At 41.4% G+C, this 17,970-nt stretch carries 21 protein-coding genes; 2 read left to right on the forward strand and 19 right to left on the reverse strand.

Going from position 1 to position 17,970, the window contains the following annotated elements; translation table 11 throughout:
- Positions 1–64: 64 nt before the first annotated feature.
- The 9 genes from HMPREF1125_RS05050 to HMPREF1125_RS05090 form a co-directional block, all read right to left on the reverse strand.
- Positions 65–631 carry a helix-turn-helix domain-containing protein gene (locus tag HMPREF1125_RS05050; protein WP_000071217.1) on the reverse strand — a complete coding sequence of 189 codons (567 nt, stop codon included), beginning with the start codon at positions 629–631 and terminating at the stop codon, positions 65–67.
- A complete protein-coding gene (locus tag HMPREF1125_RS05055; RefSeq protein WP_000467128.1) occupies positions 624–929 on the reverse strand; it encodes a hypothetical protein in 306 nt (101 codons plus the stop codon). Before HMPREF1125_RS05055 ends, HMPREF1125_RS05050 begins: the two co-directional genes overlap by 8 nt.
- Positions 930–942: 13 nt before the next feature.
- The gene (locus HMPREF1125_RS05060) at positions 943–1,311 is read right to left on the reverse strand and encodes a hypothetical protein (RefSeq protein WP_001282478.1); all 369 of its coding nucleotides are present in this window, start codon (positions 1,309–1,311) and stop codon (positions 943–945) included.
- A gap of 119 nt (positions 1,312–1,430) precedes the next feature.
- Positions 1,431–2,105, reverse strand: coding sequence for a LiaF transmembrane domain-containing protein (locus HMPREF1125_RS05065; protein ID WP_000725713.1), 675 nt, complete (start codon positions 2,103–2,105; stop codon positions 1,431–1,433).
- A 5-nt stretch (positions 2,106–2,110) separates the two neighbouring features.
- The gene (locus HMPREF1125_RS05070; protein ID WP_000776582.1) at positions 2,111–2,557 is read right to left on the reverse strand and encodes a LytTR family DNA-binding domain-containing protein; all 447 of its coding nucleotides are present in this window, start codon (positions 2,555–2,557) and stop codon (positions 2,111–2,113) included.
- Between the two features lie 113 nt (positions 2,558–2,670).
- Complete coding sequence (locus tag HMPREF1125_RS05075) at positions 2,671–3,174, reverse strand: phosphatase PAP2 family protein (RefSeq protein WP_000800922.1); 504 nt, start codon at positions 3,172–3,174, stop codon at positions 2,671–2,673.
- A gap of 97 nt (positions 3,175–3,271) precedes the next feature.
- Complete coding sequence (locus HMPREF1125_RS05080) at positions 3,272–5,032, reverse strand: ABC transporter ATP-binding protein (protein ID WP_000428268.1); 1,761 nt, start codon at positions 5,030–5,032, stop codon at positions 3,272–3,274.
- Complete coding sequence (locus HMPREF1125_RS05085; RefSeq protein WP_000731792.1) at positions 5,022–6,791, reverse strand: ABC transporter ATP-binding protein; 1,770 nt, start codon at positions 6,789–6,791, stop codon at positions 5,022–5,024. The genes HMPREF1125_RS05080 and HMPREF1125_RS05085 overlap by 11 nt, the downstream gene beginning before the upstream one ends.
- On the reverse strand, positions 6,775–7,236 hold the full coding sequence (locus HMPREF1125_RS05090) for a MarR family winged helix-turn-helix transcriptional regulator (RefSeq protein ID WP_000360520.1): 462 nt from the start codon (positions 7,234–7,236) through the stop codon (positions 6,775–6,777). The genes HMPREF1125_RS05085 and HMPREF1125_RS05090 overlap by 17 nt, the downstream gene beginning before the upstream one ends.
- Before the next feature lie 192 nt (positions 7,237–7,428).
- Here HMPREF1125_RS05090 and HMPREF1125_RS05095 point away from each other — a divergent pair, with 192 nt between their 5' ends.
- The gene (locus tag HMPREF1125_RS05095; RefSeq protein ID WP_033630717.1) at positions 7,429–8,127 is read left to right on the forward strand and encodes a CD20-like domain-containing protein; all 699 of its coding nucleotides are present in this window, start codon (positions 7,429–7,431) and stop codon (positions 8,125–8,127) included.
- Between the two features lie 47 nt (positions 8,128–8,174).
- On the opposite strand, the gene HMPREF1125_RS05100 is transcribed toward HMPREF1125_RS05095, so the two are convergent.
- Together HMPREF1125_RS05100 and HMPREF1125_RS05105 are read right to left on the reverse strand one after the other, a co-directional pair.
- On the reverse strand, positions 8,175–8,891 hold the full coding sequence (locus HMPREF1125_RS05100) for a YebC/PmpR family DNA-binding transcriptional regulator (protein ID WP_000532900.1): 717 nt from the start codon (positions 8,889–8,891) through the stop codon (positions 8,175–8,177).
- A gap of 96 nt (positions 8,892–8,987) precedes the next feature.
- A complete protein-coding gene (locus HMPREF1125_RS05105; RefSeq protein ID WP_001036291.1) occupies positions 8,988–10,358 on the reverse strand; it encodes an MATE family efflux transporter in 1,371 nt (456 codons plus the stop codon).
- Positions 10,359–10,467: 109 nt separating this feature from the next.
- Between HMPREF1125_RS05105 and HMPREF1125_RS05110 the strand changes: the two genes are divergently transcribed.
- Positions 10,468–11,022, forward strand: a complete 555-nt coding sequence (locus HMPREF1125_RS05110; protein ID WP_000060288.1) for a GNAT family N-acetyltransferase — start codon at positions 10,468–10,470, stop codon at positions 11,020–11,022.
- 118 nt (positions 11,023–11,140) lie between these two features.
- On the opposite strand, the gene recA is transcribed toward HMPREF1125_RS05110, so the two are convergent.
- The 8 genes from recA to HMPREF1125_RS05150 all read right to left on the reverse strand — a co-directional run.
- On the reverse strand, positions 11,141–12,289 hold the full coding sequence (recA, locus tag HMPREF1125_RS05115; protein ID WP_001085447.1) for a recombinase RecA: 1,149 nt from the start codon (positions 12,287–12,289) through the stop codon (positions 11,141–11,143).
- Between the two features lie 54 nt (positions 12,290–12,343).
- Positions 12,344–13,600, reverse strand: a complete 1,257-nt coding sequence (locus tag HMPREF1125_RS05120) for a competence/damage-inducible protein A (RefSeq protein WP_000642680.1) — start codon at positions 13,598–13,600, stop codon at positions 12,344–12,346.
- Between the two features lie 73 nt (positions 13,601–13,673).
- Entirely contained in the window at positions 13,674–14,714 is a 1,041-nt protein-coding gene (gene brpA, locus HMPREF1125_RS05125; RefSeq protein WP_000592172.1) for a biofilm formation/cell division transcriptional regulator BrpA, read from the reverse strand.
- 4 nt (positions 14,715–14,718) lie between these two features.
- The gene (locus HMPREF1125_RS05130) at positions 14,719–15,240 is read right to left on the reverse strand and encodes a GNAT family N-acetyltransferase (RefSeq protein ID WP_000455522.1); all 522 of its coding nucleotides are present in this window, start codon (positions 15,238–15,240) and stop codon (positions 14,719–14,721) included.
- Positions 15,230–15,673 (reverse strand): tRNA (adenosine(37)-N6)-threonylcarbamoyltransferase complex ATPase subunit type 1 TsaE, encoded by a 444-nt coding sequence (tsaE, locus tag HMPREF1125_RS05135; RefSeq protein ID WP_000288252.1) that lies wholly within the window; start codon positions 15,671–15,673, stop codon positions 15,230–15,232. The genes HMPREF1125_RS05130 and tsaE overlap by 11 nt, the downstream gene beginning before the upstream one ends.
- An 85-nt stretch (positions 15,674–15,758) precedes the next feature.
- Positions 15,759–16,382 (reverse strand): hypothetical protein, encoded by a 624-nt coding sequence (locus HMPREF1125_RS05140; RefSeq protein WP_000978030.1) that lies wholly within the window; start codon positions 16,380–16,382, stop codon positions 15,759–15,761.
- 136 nt (positions 16,383–16,518) lie between these two features.
- Positions 16,519–16,938 carry a nucleoside-diphosphate kinase gene (ndk, locus tag HMPREF1125_RS05145; RefSeq protein ID WP_000438307.1) on the reverse strand — a complete coding sequence of 140 codons (420 nt, stop codon included), beginning with the start codon at positions 16,936–16,938 and terminating at the stop codon, positions 16,519–16,521.
- A gap of 352 nt (positions 16,939–17,290) precedes the next feature.
- Positions 17,291–17,970: Cna B-type domain-containing protein (locus tag HMPREF1125_RS05150; RefSeq protein WP_000309411.1), on the reverse strand; the 680-nt coding region annotated here is incomplete at its 5' end.

The raw sequence follows: 17,970 nt of genomic DNA on the forward strand, positions 1-17,970 counted from the left end.
GTTAATTCACAGCTATATCATAATGTATAATGAGAAATTCTATTTTAAAGGGACAATCAATAAATTATCGAACTATTTCCTTTATCTGTTTGATAATATCTCTTTCCTTTTTATCAAGTTCTATGTATTCCTGTAGGAGTTTTGACTTTTTTTCACTGATAAAAGAAAGTTCTTTAACTAACTCTATCAATATTGTTGCGTTTGGTTTATTAGCCATAGAGTTCTCTTCATAACCGAGGAGATATGGGATAGATACTCCGAAATATTCTGATAGTAGTTGCTCATTTCTGGCATTAGGAATTCGACTTCCCTGATTATAATTTCCAACAGTAGAGTAACCTATTCCAGTTGCCTCACTTATCTCCTTCAGGGAGATCCCCCTATCTCTAACAAGTGACTGGAATGGGGTCATCTTTTTGCTTCCGTCAGTACCAGAATTATCATCTAGTCCTAGTAAGTATGGGAGTGTTACTCCAAAATAGTTTGCGAGAATCTTAGCATTTTCTACAGTGAGATTCGTTTTCCCATTTTCGTATTTTCCGTACTGAGACTGGTTAGTATTCAAAACTTTTGCCAAGTCAGCTTGAGTCAGTCCTTTTTCTTTTCTTAGTTTTTTAAGTCTATTAGACATCCGGATTCCTCATTCTGTAGTATTTATTGAATAACCTCCAAGCTTTAAATGGGTTTTGTCTAGAATGATTTTCAAAAAATACGACATAATAACAACCTTTATTCAAGACTTTTTCAAAATCATTTTTCGATACAGATAAACCGAAATCTTCACGATCGCCAAGACCAAGTAAAAAATACTTTCCCCATCGTTTTTTTACTGGGACACTCCTAAACATCAGTTCATTAAGTTCTAGTGATTCTTTTGAATAATCAAAGCTATAAATATAGCATGCCACCAATACTTTCTTGCCAAACATTCCTTATTTCCTTTCACACATACCCCATCAATTCTGGATTAAACTCCAGAGTCAACCACAAGGCTTCATCCTGAGTCAATTGGCTAGTTTGTCCCCAAGTTCCATCTCTCGCTCTTCTTGAGTAAGGATATGTACCAAGGTTAATTCTAGGACGTAATTCATGAATAACATCATCTTTCATAACTCTCCAGAGAAGACTAGAAGGTCTATAGTAATAACCATCTCCAAGCCAAACTCTATTGAGTTCATCGTATACAGATACTTTTTCATTAGAATTTCCTTCAGGGATACAATCAACCATATTTTCATTCTTATCGAGATCTATTACATCGAAAATTTCTAACGAATCAATATCCATAACAATTTCAATATTATCTGACATATTTTCTCCTTTCTTTAATTTTTGCAACGAAAAAGAGAGCGATTTTCTCGCTCTCTCAAGATATATGATATTTAATTTTTCATTTTCCCAAAACTCTAGACACTTAGCGGAGACTTTTTTTATTTAACGTAAACAACTCCAAGTTTACCAAAAGCAACTTCCCCACGAATAATCAAGGTTTTGTTTGTTGGGGCTACAGGAGCGTCCGCCTTAGCAGCGCCAAAGGATGTTTCTACTTTCAAATCGACACGCCAGTGTTGTGGAACATAGACAGTTGCATTACCAAAAGCCACTTCGATATTCAGAGTAGCAAAATCACCTAACATCTCCGCGTTATCATAGTAGATTTTTGCATCTCCAAAAGCAACTTCAACTTGGTCATCTACGAGATCTTGATCTTGCTTATAGAAGGTCCCACTACCAAAAGCGACTTCCTTATCCGTGACGACTGTTCGTTCACCGTTGTACCACCATTTTTTGCCATACCAAAACTTACTTGAGTGAGTGAGATAGCCAACTCCTAGCACTGCTAAGATACTAGCCCAAATAAGAGAATGATTGGTAAATGGTAACAAATCATAAGCGTAATTTGCAATGATGAGCGCCAGTAATCCTGTAAAAACTGCCGAAGTGAGATGGCGTCTAAGGATGGACTCAATGGACTTATAAGCCAAAAAAACAATTCCTAGCAAAGGCCATATCTTGCCATCCAAAGAAGGAATTCCAAAATTCCCTTGCAGCAAGATCCAAGCTGCTAAAATCAATAAAACAATACCAAATGCTTTCTTTTTCATGTTTTTTACCTCATGTTTCTTAGATTTTCTTTTAGGAGGGATTGGTAATGCCGTGAGACATGAACCTCCTTGTGCGTCTGATAAAAGGAAATGGTGCCCGTTCCTGAAAAGGACTTGTCCACTGAGTAAATCTGACGGATGTTTGCGATAGTTGACTTGGAAACTCGACTAAAATAGCGAGGCAAGATGGACTCCAACTCATAAAGTTTGAGACGAACTTCATAGGCTTCCTTCTGGTTATGAGCGTAGATCTTGCTCCCTTCTGTTTCAAAGAAGAGAATTTCTGACAGGTCTAGATAATATTCACCTGTCCCCTTGTAAAAAGTCAACCTCGGAGCCTTTGACTCTTGCAAGAGCCGTTGCAAGTCTGCAATTTCATCTGTCAAAGCAGGGGTCTTGATGACAATTTCAGTCTCCTCTAAATTGCCGTCAATCTCAATTCGTAACTTCATCACATCTCCTTTCTTACTCTACTATATCAAAGCTAAGTTAGGAATACAAGGGCAAAAAAGCAAGTGGTCAATTTGAAGCAGTAAGTGGTTGTAGAACTAGCTTAACTTACATGTCAGAATAGGAAGAAAAGGAATCCCCACACCAGACCACAAGCATAGCCAACCAAGACATCCTTAGGATAATGAACACCCCCTAAAACCCTCACCAGTCCCAGCAAAGCTGAAAAAATCAAGCATGCTAAGCCAACAGGTAGACTAGCATGCAGACAGGCCATGGAGATGATAGTTGCCGAAAAGACATGGCGACTGGGCATCGACCGTCCCGAACTATCCTTATCAAGAAGGGGACAGATATCCCAAGTTTCATAAGGTCGCGGGTGGTTGATTTTCTTACGAAAAAGAGACAAAATCACAAAACCTGAGGCAGGGACAAGCAAATAAACCCCAACTTGCTGACCAAGTCCTAGTTGCAGGTAAGTGGTGACTAGCAAGGCCAGGTAGACCAGAGGCATGGCGACTGTCATCAAACGATTGAAACTGCGTAACAGAAATAAAAGAGTGGGATGGCTGGTGAGTCTGGAGCTGATATTTTGATACCATTCTTGATAATTTTTCATTTATACTTCTCATTCATTACCTTGTTTTCGTCTACAGGTGAGACGTTTGTCTTCTAGTATAGTGCAGAAAAAGAAGGCCGTCAAGCCTTCTTTAGATTTATTCTTCTGCTTCGTCTTCTGTAAATTGACTATTGTAGAGATCCGCATAAAAGCCACCTTGCGCCATCAGCTCCTCATGGTTGCCTTGTTCAATGATATTGCCATCTTTCATGACAAGAATCAAATCTGCATTACGAATCGTTGACAAGCGGTGGGCGATGACAAAGGAAGTTCTGCCTTCCATCAAACGGTCCATGGCTTTTTGGATCAATTCCTCTGTACGTGTGTCGACTGAGGATGTCGCTTCATCCAAAATCAAGAGCGGTGCATCCTTGAGAAGGGCACGAGCAATGGTCAAGAGCTGTTTTTGTCCAACAGACAAGGTCACGGTGTCATCCAAAACAGTATCGTAGCCATCTGGCAAAGTCATGATAAAGTGGTGGATTCCCACAGCCTTGCTTGCTTCCATCATTCGTTCATCACTGATGCCCGTTTGATTGTAGATGAGATTTTCTCGAATCGTTCCTTCAAAGAGCCAAGTATCTTGCAAGACCATTGAAAAGGCATCGTGTACTTCTGAGCGCTTCATATCCTTGGTATCGACACCATCGATACGGATACTTCCCTTATCAATCTCATAGAACTTCATCAAAAGATTGACAATGGTTGTCTTACCAGCTCCAGTCGGCCCAACGATAGCGACCTTCTGGCCTGCATGAGCTGTCGCAGAAAAGTCATGGATGATGGTGCGTTCTGGTGTATAACCAAAGGACACGCGATCAAAGACCACTTCTCCTCTCATGCCAGTCAATTGTCTTTCCTTATGGGATTCATCCTGCATCTCAGCTTCACCTAGAAATTCAAAGACACGTCCCATGGCTGCACTCGCTTGTTGTAAGCTCGTAATCCCTTGGGCAATCTGTGATAGAGGTTGGGAGAAGGTCCGTACGTAAACCATAAAGGCTACAATAATCCCTATAGTGATATGCCCTTCTAGAGCAAGCGCAGCCCCAACGATGATGACCAAAACATAGCTAAAATTCCCAACAAAGAACATGGCTGGCATCATGATACCAGAGATAAACTGAGATTTCCAGATGCTGTCGTGCAAGTTTTGGTTTAAACCTGCAAATCTCGCTTTGGAGGTGTCCACTGCGTTGTAGCTGGTCACTACATTGTGGCCAGAGTACATCTCTTCCACATAACCATTGACAGCTGCTAGATTATTTTGTTGGGCTTTAAAATAACCCTGTGACTTGGCCATAATTACTGAAACCGCCGCAAAACCAACAAACGTAGAAACAACCGTTACCAGAGCTAAAATCCAGTTCATACTAAACATGGTCACCAAAACAGCAATCAACAAGAAGCTGGCTGAGATAACTGTTCCGAGACTTTGGTTGAGAGATTGCGCCGCCGTATCCACATCATTGGTCACACGAGATAGAGTGTCCCCTTGCGAATGACGATCAAAATAGCCAAGGGGCAAACGATTGATCTTTTCAGCGATTGCTGTCCGCAAGCGTTTTGAAAAATGTTGGATACTTGTTGAAAAGATATAGGCCTGTGTATAGTTAAGGATAGCACCAAGTACATAGAGAATCACTAAAAAGCTAGCAATACTTGAAACAGCCTCTAAATCAATTCCTGTCATCAAACCATCTGAAATCAAGTTGGTAATTTCCTTAATCTTGGTTGGTCCATAAACAGTGATGATGCTTGAACATACAGCTGCTACAACCGCTACTAGTAGGGGAATTTGGAGACCTGCTAGAAAAGGTTTATAATATTTCCAAAAAGACATTTTCTTATTTTCCATGTTCCAATTCCTCCTTCGATAGTTGTGAGTAGGCAATTTCTTGGTAGACTTCGTTGGTAGCTAGAAGTTCCTTATGGGCGCCTTGTCCCACGACTTTTCCTTGATCCAAGACTAAGATCAGGTCAGCATCCATAATGGTAGAAATCCGCTGCGCTACGATGAGCTTGGTCATGGATTGTGTTTTCTCAGCTAGCTCTTGGCGTAAGATACGATCCGTCTTGTAGTCCAAGGCTGAGAAGGAGTCATCAAAAATGAGAATCTCTGGTTTACGAGCCAAGGCACGCGCAATGGCCAAACGCTGTCTTTGACCTCCTGAGAAGTTGGTTCCACCTTGGGCTACTTCTGATGCAAGTCCTGCTTCCTTATCCTCGATAAAGGTTTTAGACTGGGCCAATTCCAAGGCTTGCCACATAGCAGCTTCGCTTAGAGGAGTTTCTTTGCTCTTACCAAAGTCTAAGTTCCCCTTGACATTTCCTGAGAAGAGGACTGCTTTTTGCGGAATATAGCCGACCTTATTGCGCAAATCTTCCAAGTCATAGTCTTGAACATTGACTTCGTCCACTAGGATTTCTCCATCTGAAACGTCGTAAAAACGAGGCAAGAGGTTGACAAGCGTGGACTTACCTGATCCAGTCGATCCAATGAAGGCTACGGTTTGACCCGCTTCTGCTTTGAAGGTGACATGTTCCACGACTGCTTCAGAATTTTTAGAGTAGCGGAAAGTCACATCACGGAATTCTACTTGTCCTTGAATTGAAGGATCCACCGTCTGTGCATGACTAGGATTTTCAATAGAAGGATGCAGATCCAATACTTGATTGATACGTCCTGCCGAAACTATGGTACGAGGAAGAACGATAAAGAGTGCCCCCATGAGAAGGAAGCCCATCACGACCTGCATAGCATAGGACATAAAGACCACCATATCACTAAAAAGTGGCAGGCGTTCTGTCAAACTTGCGTCGTTGATAATATAAGTACCAATCCAGTAAATGGCTAAACTCAATCCACTTGAAATCGCCATCATAATCGGGTTCATAATCGCCATCAATCGATTGACAAAGAGGTTGAGACGCGTCACTTCATCATTGGCTGCTTCAAATTTTTCATCTTGGTAATCTTCCGCATTGTATGCACGAACAACTCGAATCCCAGTCAAGCTTTCACGAGTGATGCTATTAAGTTTATCTGTCAATTTTTGGATGACAGATTGTTTTGGAAAGGCCAGAGTCATGAGAATAGTGGTCATCAAGACATTCACAATAACAGCCACAACCACTGCCCAGAGCCAGTATTCCGACTTCCCAAGGATTTTTCCAATGGCCCAGATGGCCATGATAGGCCCACGAGTCACTACCTGTAAGCCCATAGTAAAGAGCATCTGAATCTGAGTGATATCATTGGTCGTCCGAGTCAAAAGACTTGGGATTGAAAAACGTTTGATCTCTGTCTGCGAAAAATCCAAAACCTGATGAAATACATCAGTGCGTAGATGGGTTGTATAGGATGCTGCAACGCGAGCGGCAAAGAAACCAACCATAACAGATGAAAAGAAAGCCAACAAAGACAAACCAATCATCTTCGCAGCTGGTGACCAGAGTTCACCCAATTGCGTTCCAGACGTTCCCAGTAATTCTGTAATTTGCGAAATATAAGTCGGCACCTCTAACTCGAGATAGACCGAGAAACAAGTGAAAAGAATCGTAAGGGCGATCATTCCCCACTCTTTTCCTGTAATACGTTTAGCGAGTTTCTTCATTCTCTCCTCCTATCTTCTCAACATTTTCTTGCAATTGCCCGAGTACCTTTTCAAAGATTGCCAAGTCTGACTTTGAAACCCCCTCTAGCAGACTTTGATCAATCCGATCAAAAAAAGCTTTAACTTTTTGCATCTGCGAACGCGATTTCTCCGTCAGGCGAACAAATTTTGCCCGCTTATCGCTGGGGCTCGCCTCTAACTCGACCAAACCATTTTGTACCATGCGCTTGACTAGATTACTCGCCACAGATTTGCTAATATTGAGTTCCTGCTCGATATCCTTAATCAAGACCAGTTCCTCTTTTTGTTCACAATGATCTAAAAAACGCAGAACCTGCCCTTGCGGTCCACCCATAAATTCAATGCCACATCGCTTGGCTTCTTTCTGTACCATCAGATGAACCTGGTGTCCAAAACGTTTGAACATTAACATCGGCTTGTCCATGATTGCTCCTTTCTTACGATAAATATAGTTCTCACAAGAACTATATAAGTTTCTATGAGAACTATTTTATCATTTTCAGAAAAGATGTCAAGAAAAAAGTTTCCATGAGAACTATCTTAGTTTAAATTGACATTAGGCAATATTTTTTCTATAATAAGCACTAACTACTGTGGATAGAAATCCATTCACTCGATGAAGGGAGAAAACTTTCAAATGAAACCAGAAGAACAAAGAGTTTTAGGAATCTTAGCAACCATTTTTGGAGCCATCGCACTTTTAGGGTCCTGGATCCCGTTTATTAACTATCTATCATTTTTCATCGCCATTGTCGCATTTATCTTGGGGATTATCGGCCTTATCGTCAACCTCAAAAAACGAAAAACAATAGCCATTATCGGAACATCCCTGGCAGTTGCCTCTGTTGTACTTTTCTTTACGACTCAGGTACTATACGCTAATGTCTACAAAGAGTTTGTCAGGGAGTTTAACCGTTCCTACAGCGAGGCGAGTGCCTCAATGGAACGCGAAGAAGAAAGCGACTTGACAGATGATAGCGCCTATTCCATCCCTGAGGAGGATGAAGACGATACCTTCACCTGGACCCAAGAACAGTTCGACGCCTTAATCGAAGGTGACCTTGACAACAAAGGAAAAGGTGGCACCAACTACAAGGATATTATCAAAAAACACGGACTGCCAGACTCCGAGTTTGACTCCACTATTGGGGGTTACAATACGAGAAAAGTCACCTATATCTCCATTGGTGACAAAATTAAGACGGTTACTCTAACCTTTGTAAAACAGGATAATGGTCAACTCTTACTAGTTCATAAAATAGCTGTAGGCCTAGGAGAAAGCCAGCAGCAAAGAGATTCTGGAACCAGAATCTAATCTCAAATATAAAAAGCGAACAGCTAGCAAGTCTGTTCGCTTTTTTATTAGAATCCATCAACATTTGTGTAGATCTTTTGGACGTCCTCATCATCCTCAAGAACGCTGTAAAGTTTTTCAAAGGTTTCCAAATCTTCACCTGACAACTCAACTTCTGACTGAGGAATCATTTCCAGTTCAGTAACTTGGAATTCTTCGACACCTGACTCACGAAGGACAACGATGGCCTTGTGAAGGTCAGTTGGAGCTGTGTAAACAGTGATTGTTCCTTCTTCTGCTTCTACATCATCCACATCAATGTCTGCTTCAAGCAAAAGCTCAAAGATAGCATCCGCATCATCACCAGCAAATACGATAACACCCTTGTTGTCAAAGAGGTAAGAAACAGAACCTGAAGCTCCCATGTTACCGCCATTTTTACCAAAAGCAGCACGAACGTTCGCAGCTGTACGGTTGACGTTTGAAGTCAAGGTATCCACAATCAGCATAGAACCATTTGGTCCAAATCCTTCGTAACGTCCTTCTGTAAAGGTTTCGTCTGTGTTTCCTTTTGCCTTATCGATAGCCTTATCAATAACGTGTTTTGGCACCTGCGCTTGTTTAGCACGATCAATAACGAATTTCAAAGCAGTGTTTGATTCTGGATCTGGTTCCCCTTTTTTAGCTGCTACATAGATTTCTACACCAAATTTTGCATATACTTTAGAGTTAGCTCCATCTTTAGCCGTTTTCTTGGCTACGATATTGGCCCATTTACGTCCCATTAGGAATCTCCTTTTTTCACATTTTAATCTTTCTTATTATAACACAAGTCTAGCTGATTTTCACTAGAGGAAATGGATTTTCTTTTGCAAAGCAAGCTAGGATTTCCCTCCGACTGCCACGATTTTCTTGCCTTCTTTTATCCAAGGGTGTCGGGAAAGGGAGAAGTAAAGTTGGACAGTCATCACAACCCAGAGTAGCGGTTCACAGAGAATAACACCTGTGTAGCCTGTCCAAGGAATAATCCAAGCTACGAAAATAATTTTCCCAAACAACTCGATAAAGCTAGATACGAGGGGCAAAAGTTTTTGGCCTAGTCCCTGCAAGCTATTTCTATAAATCAATAAAAGACTTAAAAATGGATAAAATACAGAACTGATACGTAAGTACAAGGTCCCGTTTTCTACCAAGTAGCTGTCTGTCGAACTTGCTAGGAAAGAAACTAGGCTAGGACTGGAAAAAAATAGGAAAATACAGGCAAGGGCTGCCCAAGACATACTCAAATAGCTCCCTAAACGAAGGCCTTGGACAATACGTTCGGGACGTTTTGCACCAAAGTTTTGAGAGATAAAAGTCGTCATCGATGCTGAAATAGCCGTCATTGGTAATAAGGCAAAGGCCATGATTCGCCGTGCTGCCGTTTGAGCACTGATAATGACTGCACCAAAACTATTGACAGAGGATTGCAAAATGACACTTCCGATAGAGACGATTGACCCCATCAGACCCATGGCTAGTCCCTGCTCCAAGAGATCCACATAGAGAGCCTTATTCCATTTGAAATGTTTGAGACCCGGAAGAAGCTCTGGAACACTCTTACGAATATAAAAATAACAGAGGATTGCTGACAAACCCTGCGAGATAATGGTTGCAAGACCCGCAGACTGAACTCCCAGATGCAGTTGCGTAATAAAATATAAATCCAAGATCACATTAACGATAGCTGAAAAGATAAGAAAAGCAAGAGCCGCAAGGCTATCGCCAATCGAGCGCAGTAAGCCTGCAAAAAGATTGTAAGCAAAACTAACCCCTACACAGGTAACAATCATGGAGATGTACTCATAGGATTGAGGAAGGATTTCTACAGGTGTCTCTAAATATTGCAAGAGTGGATAAAGACCGAAGAAGCCTATCAGCATGACAAGAGCACTCAGGATGGCACCCAGAATCCAAGTTGCTGCAACAGCTTCTTTAATCTTAGCAAAATTACGAGCACCGTAAAGACGAGCGATGACAACTCCCATCCCATTTCCAACTCCGAGGGCAAAGCCGATAATCAGATCAAAGATAGCCGTCGTTGCTCCTACTGCTGCTAGGGATTCTTGTCCAAGGAACCGCCCTACAATCAAGACGTCAGCTGTATTATATAGTTGTTGGAAGATATTGGACAACAGAATTGGAAGGGCGAAGCTCAAAAGTGAGGGAAGAATGGAGCCATGAATCAGGTCCACTGTTCGTTTTTTATTCATAAAGATATTATATCAGCTTTCCAGAGGACCGACAAGATTCTTTAACGAATCCTGAAATCAATTGCTTACAGAGAAACAATTTGCTATAATCAAGAAAAGGAGGTCATTTATGAGTTTGACCAGTCAATTAATAACCGATGTGTTTCCAGATCTTGATAAAGTTGAAAAGCTAAATAACGAAGCTTTCCCCGAGGAGGAACGAGTCCCTCTTTCTGAGTTTTTGCGCTATCAGGACCGAGATGACGCCCACTTTTTTGCTTTTTATAACGAAGAAGAATTTGTTGGCTTTGCTTTTGCCATCTCCAACCAAAATGCCTTCTATATTAGCTTTTTTGCCATCATGCCTCACTTAAGAAGTCACGGGTACGGGAAGGAAATTATCGACAAACTAACTGATTTTTACCAGCGGACCATGTTGCTTGAAGTGGAGCGATTGGATGAAGAATGCGATAACTTGGAACAAAGAAAAGCTCGTATGAGCTTCTATCAACAAAATGGCTTTAAAACAGCTAACGCTTTTCTAGAGTATGATGGCTTGAGTTTTGAAATTCTCTACCGCGGTGACCATTTCGACGAGGAAGCCTATCGCGACATCTTCCAAAAATTACAAGATGAACATTATTTTGACTTTCATATCAAATACAGACGCTTTAGTGATCATTAGTTGTTTCAAGGAAGAGAAGTCTAATGAACTTTCTCACGATAAAACGCATAATATCAAGGTTATGAATACCTGATATTATGCGTTTTTATGATTTTGAAAGCTTTCCCTAGTTTTATCTTTAATCTTCAATTTCGATTTCAAGTCCATCGCCTAGGTCAAGCGTCACTTCTTGGTTAGGTGCCAAATCTTCAGCGACAGAAGTAGAAGTGGTTCCTTCTTCATCTTCAATCAAACCGTATTGAACACGAACCTGATGGTCGATCTCATCAAAAATCTCTGGGTGATCCGCCAAGTATTTCTTAGCATTCTCCGATCCTTGCCCGATTTTTTCACCCTTGTAAGAGTACCATGCTCCTGCTTTTTGGATGATATCGAGATCACTTGCAATCTTCAAGAGCTCACCAGTCTTAGAAATCCCTTCTCCGTACATAATTTCAACGAAGGCTTCCTTAAACGGTGGAGCTACCTTATTTTTCACGACCTTGATCTTGGTTTCCTTACCAACATTGGTATCTTTTTGGTCACCAGTTCCTTTGATTTGTGTGCTTCCACGAACATCCAAACGGACTGAAGCATAGAATTTCAGAGCACGTCCACCAGGTGTTGTTTCTGGATTTCCAAACATAACCCCAACTTTTTCACGCAACTGGTTGATAAAGATGGCAATTGTTTTGGTTTTATTGATAGAAGCACCAAGTTTACGCATGGCCTGGCTCATCATACGAGCCTGCAAACCAACGTGGCTATCTCCAATATCCCCATCAATTTCTGCACGAGGTACAAGGGCCGCAACTGAGTCGATAACGACAAGGTCAACTGCACCTGAGTCAATCAATTTTCCAGCAATTTCAAGACCTTGCTCTCCTGAGTCTGGTTGTGACAAGAGCAATTCGTCAATGTTCACACCAAGGGCTGCAGCATAGGCTGGGTCAAGAGCATGTTCCGCATCGATAAAGGCTGCAATACCACCTTCTTTCTGTGCTTGCGCGACAGCGTGAAGGGCAACCGTTGTCTTACCAGAAGACTCTGGTCCATAGATTTCGATGATGCGTCCCTTAGGATAACCACCTGAACCAAGAGCAATGTCCAGAGCCAAGGACCCTGAACTCATGACTTGCACTTTTTGCTCCGCACGCTCGCCCAAACGCATGATTGAGCCTTTACCAAAGTCTTTCTCAATCAATTTAAGAGCATCGTTCAAGGCTTTTTCACGATCCGCTCCAAACTTTTTTGAAATTTCATCTAATTTTTTTGGTTTTTTCGCCATTCTATTCTCCTATATTCTACTGGTCCTTAGACCTATCTACTATTATATCAAAAGTTAGTCACTTAATAAAGTCTTGCGAACTAGGTTAAAGGCATGCATAACCGCGATGTGACGAACATCTGCACGGCTCCGTCCGGCAATATTAGCCTTGATCACCTCGGTCCCTTTTGCATGCGCCAAGCCGATAAAAACTGTCCCAGCTGGATGCCCCTCTAAGCTATCTGGCCCTGCCACACCCGTCAAACTGACTCCGTAGTCAGACTGAGTCTTGAGTCGTGCCTGCTCTGCCATTTTTCGAGCCGTAAACTCAGAAACGACTCCGTACTCTTTCAGCTCTTGCTCGGAAATATCCAACATCTTGGACTTTTCTTCTAGGCTGTAAGTGACAAAACCGCCATTAAAGATAGCTGAAACACCTGAAAAGTCTGCTAAAGTAGCCTGAAAGAGACCTGCCGTCAAGCTTTCTGCCGCAGTAATGCTTTTCTGTCTCTTCTTTAGCTCTTCTACAACGACACTTGCTAGGCTGGTTTCTTCCCCATATCCATAACAGATGTCTCGCAGAGAAATTCCCTCAAAAGTCTGACGATCCAAGATTTGATTTTCTAGGATATCTAGCACTCGATCAGCCTTTTCTTGACTGACTGCTTTTGTGGACAAGCGCAAGGTCACTTCTCCCGTCTTGGCATAAGGCGCCAAAGTCGGATCTGTTTGATGGTCAATCAAATCCGCCAAAATGGTCACCAACTGACTCTCCCCAATCCCAAAGAAACGAAGCACTCGGGAATACAGTTTGGTGCCAGTCATCAGCTTGGGTAAAAGTTGATTTAAGACCATGGGTTTCAACTCACTTGGCGGTCCTGGAAGGACTACGTAGGTCACGCCATTCACTTCCGACACTCCTCCTACTGCTAAACCTGTCTCATTTGGCAGTGGAGTTGCCCCTTCTACAATTTGGGCTTGGCGCTCATTATTCGGTGTCCGAGCATAGTCTGGCCTTTGGGCAAAAAAGATATCTAGTTTTTCCTGCGCTTGAGGATTAAACTCTAGATTTTTTCCCAAAAATTTAGCCAGAGTTTGTTTGGTCAAATCATCCTTGGTTGGTCCCAAGCCCCCTGTCAAAATCACAAGATTACTACGTTGACTCGCAATCTCAAGCAAGGACAAAAGACGAGCTTCATTGTCTCCGACAGCTGTTTGAAAATAAACATCTACCCCGATTTCGGCTAACTTCTCTGATAAAAACTGAGCATTGGTATTGACGATCTGCCCTGTTAAAATTTCTGTTCCGACAGCAATAATTTCTGCTTTCATGTTTCCTCCTACTTATCTATTCGAATTTTTTTGAAAAAATCGCAGGAGATTTCCCACGATTTGATTCTTTGTTTTATTCTACCTCTTCGTTTGAAACACTAGTACTGGCTGAAGGCGCTGTCCGGCCAAAGGCTGTTTCGTACAGAACAGCATTGGTTTCCAATTCTGTCACTGGCTCTTTACCTAGTGAACTACGCAAGAGATTTTGCATTTCGAGCATATGTTCTGAAGTGACAATCTGATAGGAGATTCCTTGCAGCTCAGCATCTTCTCCACGTAATTGATGGGTCTCAATATTTTTGAAAGAATCTTGATAGCCGAGCAATTGTGGAATGCTCTTAGCTGATAAGTCCACATTGGTCTGCATGTTATCACTCAAAGCTTTGAGGATACCTTGATAATGGCTCACACTGTTTAGGCTCAAAACCTTCTCAACGATTTTTTGAATGACTTCACGTTGACGCTTTTGACGGCCGTAGTCTCCTTCAGGGTCTTGGTAACGCATCCGTGAATACACCAAGGCTTCCTCACCATTCAAGTTTTGTTCCCCAACACCAATGGAAATCTTATTAAACTCTTCTTGGTCAGTGATAGAAATTGGAAAACCAAGTGTATTGTTGACGGTGATCCCACCAACTGCATCCACCAATTGTTGAAGTCCCTGCATGTTAACCATTACATAGCGGTCAATGTGGATATTCATCATCTTTTGAATAGTAGAAATTGCAAGCTCTGCACCACCATTGGCATAGGCCGCATTAAGTTTGGCTTCCTGAACTTGGCCATTTTCATTCTCGATCTTAGTCAAAATATCCCGTTCCAAACTCATCATAGTGGTTTTCTTTGTTTTGGGATTAACCGTCAGGAGTATCATAGAATCACTATTCCCTGCCCACGGATCTGTACGTTCCGAATTTCCCGTATCTACCCCCATCAAGAGGATAGTCAGTGGCTCCGTCGCTTCGATAACGTTGGTTTCTTCCCCGATTTTTTTGTAAGTCTTTTTACTTAGGGTTTCTGTTCCCTGTTGGTAGATGGTATAGCCATAAACCGCTACACCTAAAACTGTTACTGCTAGGAAACCTAGAACCATTCCAATTAATTTTTTAATCATCTTGTTATTCATCTATCAATTTGCCCATCAGACAAACATCTAAAAATATCCCTTCTGCTAAATAGGCTCCTCTTTCTTGCAAGCCTTCTATGATAAATCCCATTTTTGAATAGAGGTGGATAGCAGCCTCATTTCGTTTTTGTACACTAAGTTGCAAACGGCGCAAGACACCACTGGCTTTAGCCCACTCGATGCCTTCTTCTAGAAGTATAGTCGCCAAGCCTTGGTTCCAAAATTTCTTGCGAACTGCTAGAAAAACATCTCCAATATGCCGAACTCTTAAATGTTGATCCGCTGTGATATTTAAGATACCTGCAATCTCATCATTCAGTAAGGCGAGAAGAGTAATTTGATTCTCCGATGCAGCTTGTTTTTCGATAAAAAGAGCCATTTCAGACGCTGTCATCATGATACCATTTTCATCTAGGCTAGTGAGGTCTGTCTCTTGACCGACACAATCTAAAAATGCAATCAAAGCTGTAGCATCTGAAGTCTCTGCCTCACGAATGCACAACTCATACTCCATCATGAAGCTCCTTGATGAGTTGTTCAGCCCGAGGGCCATGAGCCGTAAAATGAAGACAACGACCCTCTGCTTCTTTCAAAATTTCCAATTCCAAATAGGAATCTGGTAAATCCTCACCCAAAAGATGCCCCCACTCAATAACAGTCACACCGCCACCAAAGAGAAACTCATCCAAGTCAATAGAATCAGCGTCTCCTTCGATACGGTAGACATCCAAGTGGTAAAGTGGCAGACGCCCTTCATACTCTCTCACGATAGTATAAGTTGGACTTTTAATCATCTGACGGATATCCAAACCCTTGGCAAGGCCTTTTGTAAAGGTTGTTTTACCCGCACCCAACTCTCCCGTCAAGATCAGAACATCGTCTTTTTGAAGCAAATGACCTAATCTTTCTCCGAGAGCTCGAAGCTCTTCTTCATTTTTTGTGTACATGTTACTATTATACCAAAAAGTTTTCTTTTGTGTGAATTTTCTTTATAGACTTACTATGCTAAATTTATAGTTCTCCTTGCCTTTCTCAGAAAAAGGTAAAAATACAAATAACAAATAAAACATCGCGAATCACATGTCCGTAAAATGAAATTTCCCTTTGCACGGATTTTGGAAAGAGGAAACGCGCACATAAAAAACCGAGACCGATATAAAGGAGAATGGAGGAGATCGTTACGGGATTTCTCAAGAAAATAATCGTGCCTAAAACGGAAATCACAACCGTTCTCTTCTTGTTGAGATGGTTGTCCATATCCCGAATATATTTATCAAAAGGTAAGAAAATCCATAGATCTACTCCCAGCAAGAAAAAGAATGAAGGCAAAAAGAGGTCAACTAGATCCTGCTGAAGCTCAGTACCAACTTGGATACTTTCTGATAAAATGAAACAGCTGGCTAAAAGATTGATGATTAAAAGAAGATTATGGATAAGCTTTACTTTCTCTGCAGAATGCAAAATACTATGACTTTTCTGACCCAAGGTATGGAAGTAATTAATCCCAGCACAAAAGCCAGAAACTCCCACTATGAGAATTAAAAAATAGACATTTCCTTCTCTTAAGGATAAAAATGATTCCTTCCACAATAAACAACTTCCAAATAAAATTTGAGCGACAGCTAATAATAATAAAACACGAATTGATTTCATCATTTCCTTTTCTTCCTCCGTATAAGAAATTATACTCTGACAGGATTAGAAAATGATAAATGACTTCCGAAATGTCACATTAGGACGCTGAACGGTACAAAAAACAGTTCCGTCATTCACAGAACTGTTCTCTTCTAATCTAATCCTTAAACCAGAGGGCGATTTCTCGTTTAGCTGACTCTTCTGAATCTGATCCATGTACGACGTTTTGAATGGCTTGATTTTCTCCTGCCGCCTTAGCAAAATCTCCCCGGATTGTCCCCGAAAGAGCCTCTTCTGGACGAGTAGCTCCCATCATGTCACGCCAGCTTTCAATTACCTTGGGACCTGAAATGATTCCCACAATTATTGGACCTGAGGTCATAAATTGGCGGATAGGAGGATAAAAACTTTTTCCAACTAAGTCGCGATAGTGTTGGTCAATCAAATCTTCTGAAACTGTTGAACGTAACTCTAATTTTTCGAGTTTGAAACCACGTCGCTCAATTCTTTTCAAAACCTCGCCAACTAGACCTCTCTTCACACCATCTGGCTTAATGATAAAGAATGTTTGTTCCATATAAATCCCCTTGTCATTTTAGTTCTTCTATTCTACCACACTTTATGAAAAAGTGGGAAAATTTTCTGAAATTAGCAAGCTCTATCATTTCTAAAGTAGGTAAATCTTAATATTCAAATTGCCTGAAGAAGCCTGCCGATAATAAGAGCCTTAACGTTAAGTTTCATCCATAACCTGACACAAAACTTGAAGAACTTTGACAACTTTAAAACTAGAATTCTCATTGCTTTGAATATCAAAAAGAGAGAACCAATCTGATTCTCTCTCGTACTTAGTTATATGTTCCCCACTACAGTTGCCCATGACTTCTAAGCACTATCCTTTACAGTAGTGAAGTTATTCCTTATTTCTACTATCCTTGATTTTTACGTCTATATCCTATTAGCATCAGTAATACTCCTGAGGTTAACATTATCCATACATATTGGGATACGTTGCTTCCATCTCCTGTATTAGGTAATGTCTTGTTATTACTTGTATTTGGTACCTCTGGTTTATTCGATTCTGGATTATTTGGTGTAGAAGGTTTTGTTGGAGTCTTTTCTTGGTTGGTGATCGTAAAGCCTTCTTTCATGCTTCCCTCATAACGGACGCCATACCACTTGCCTGCAAGTGAAATGTTGTTTAACGTTTCGCCAACTTCTTTGATGGTGTACTCATGAGCTGCTCCACCCAAAGTCGCGGATACTGGTAATTGCTCAAAGGTGGCTGTCCAGTTATTGGCTGACTTCAACTCTTGTACCTGACCTGTGGCTACGCCGTCTTTATAGAGTTCTACTTTGACACTATCTACAGGCGCGTCGATCTTGTTGCCATCTGAATCTTGCCACTCTTTTGTGACGGTGATAGATCGGGTTGGAATTTCCATTGGAGCCCATGGAGTCTTTTCCTTATTGGTGATCGTGAAGCCATCTTTCATGCTTCCTGCGTAACCGACTCCATACCACTTGCCTGCAAGTGAAATGTTGTTTAACGTTTCGCCAACTTCTTTGATGGTGTACTCATGAGCTGCTCCACCCAAAGTCGCGGATA

Source organism: Streptococcus oralis SK304 (assembly GCF_000287715.1).
GTDB classification, from domain to species: domain Bacteria; phylum Bacillota; class Bacilli; order Lactobacillales; family Streptococcaceae; genus Streptococcus; species Streptococcus oralis_Y.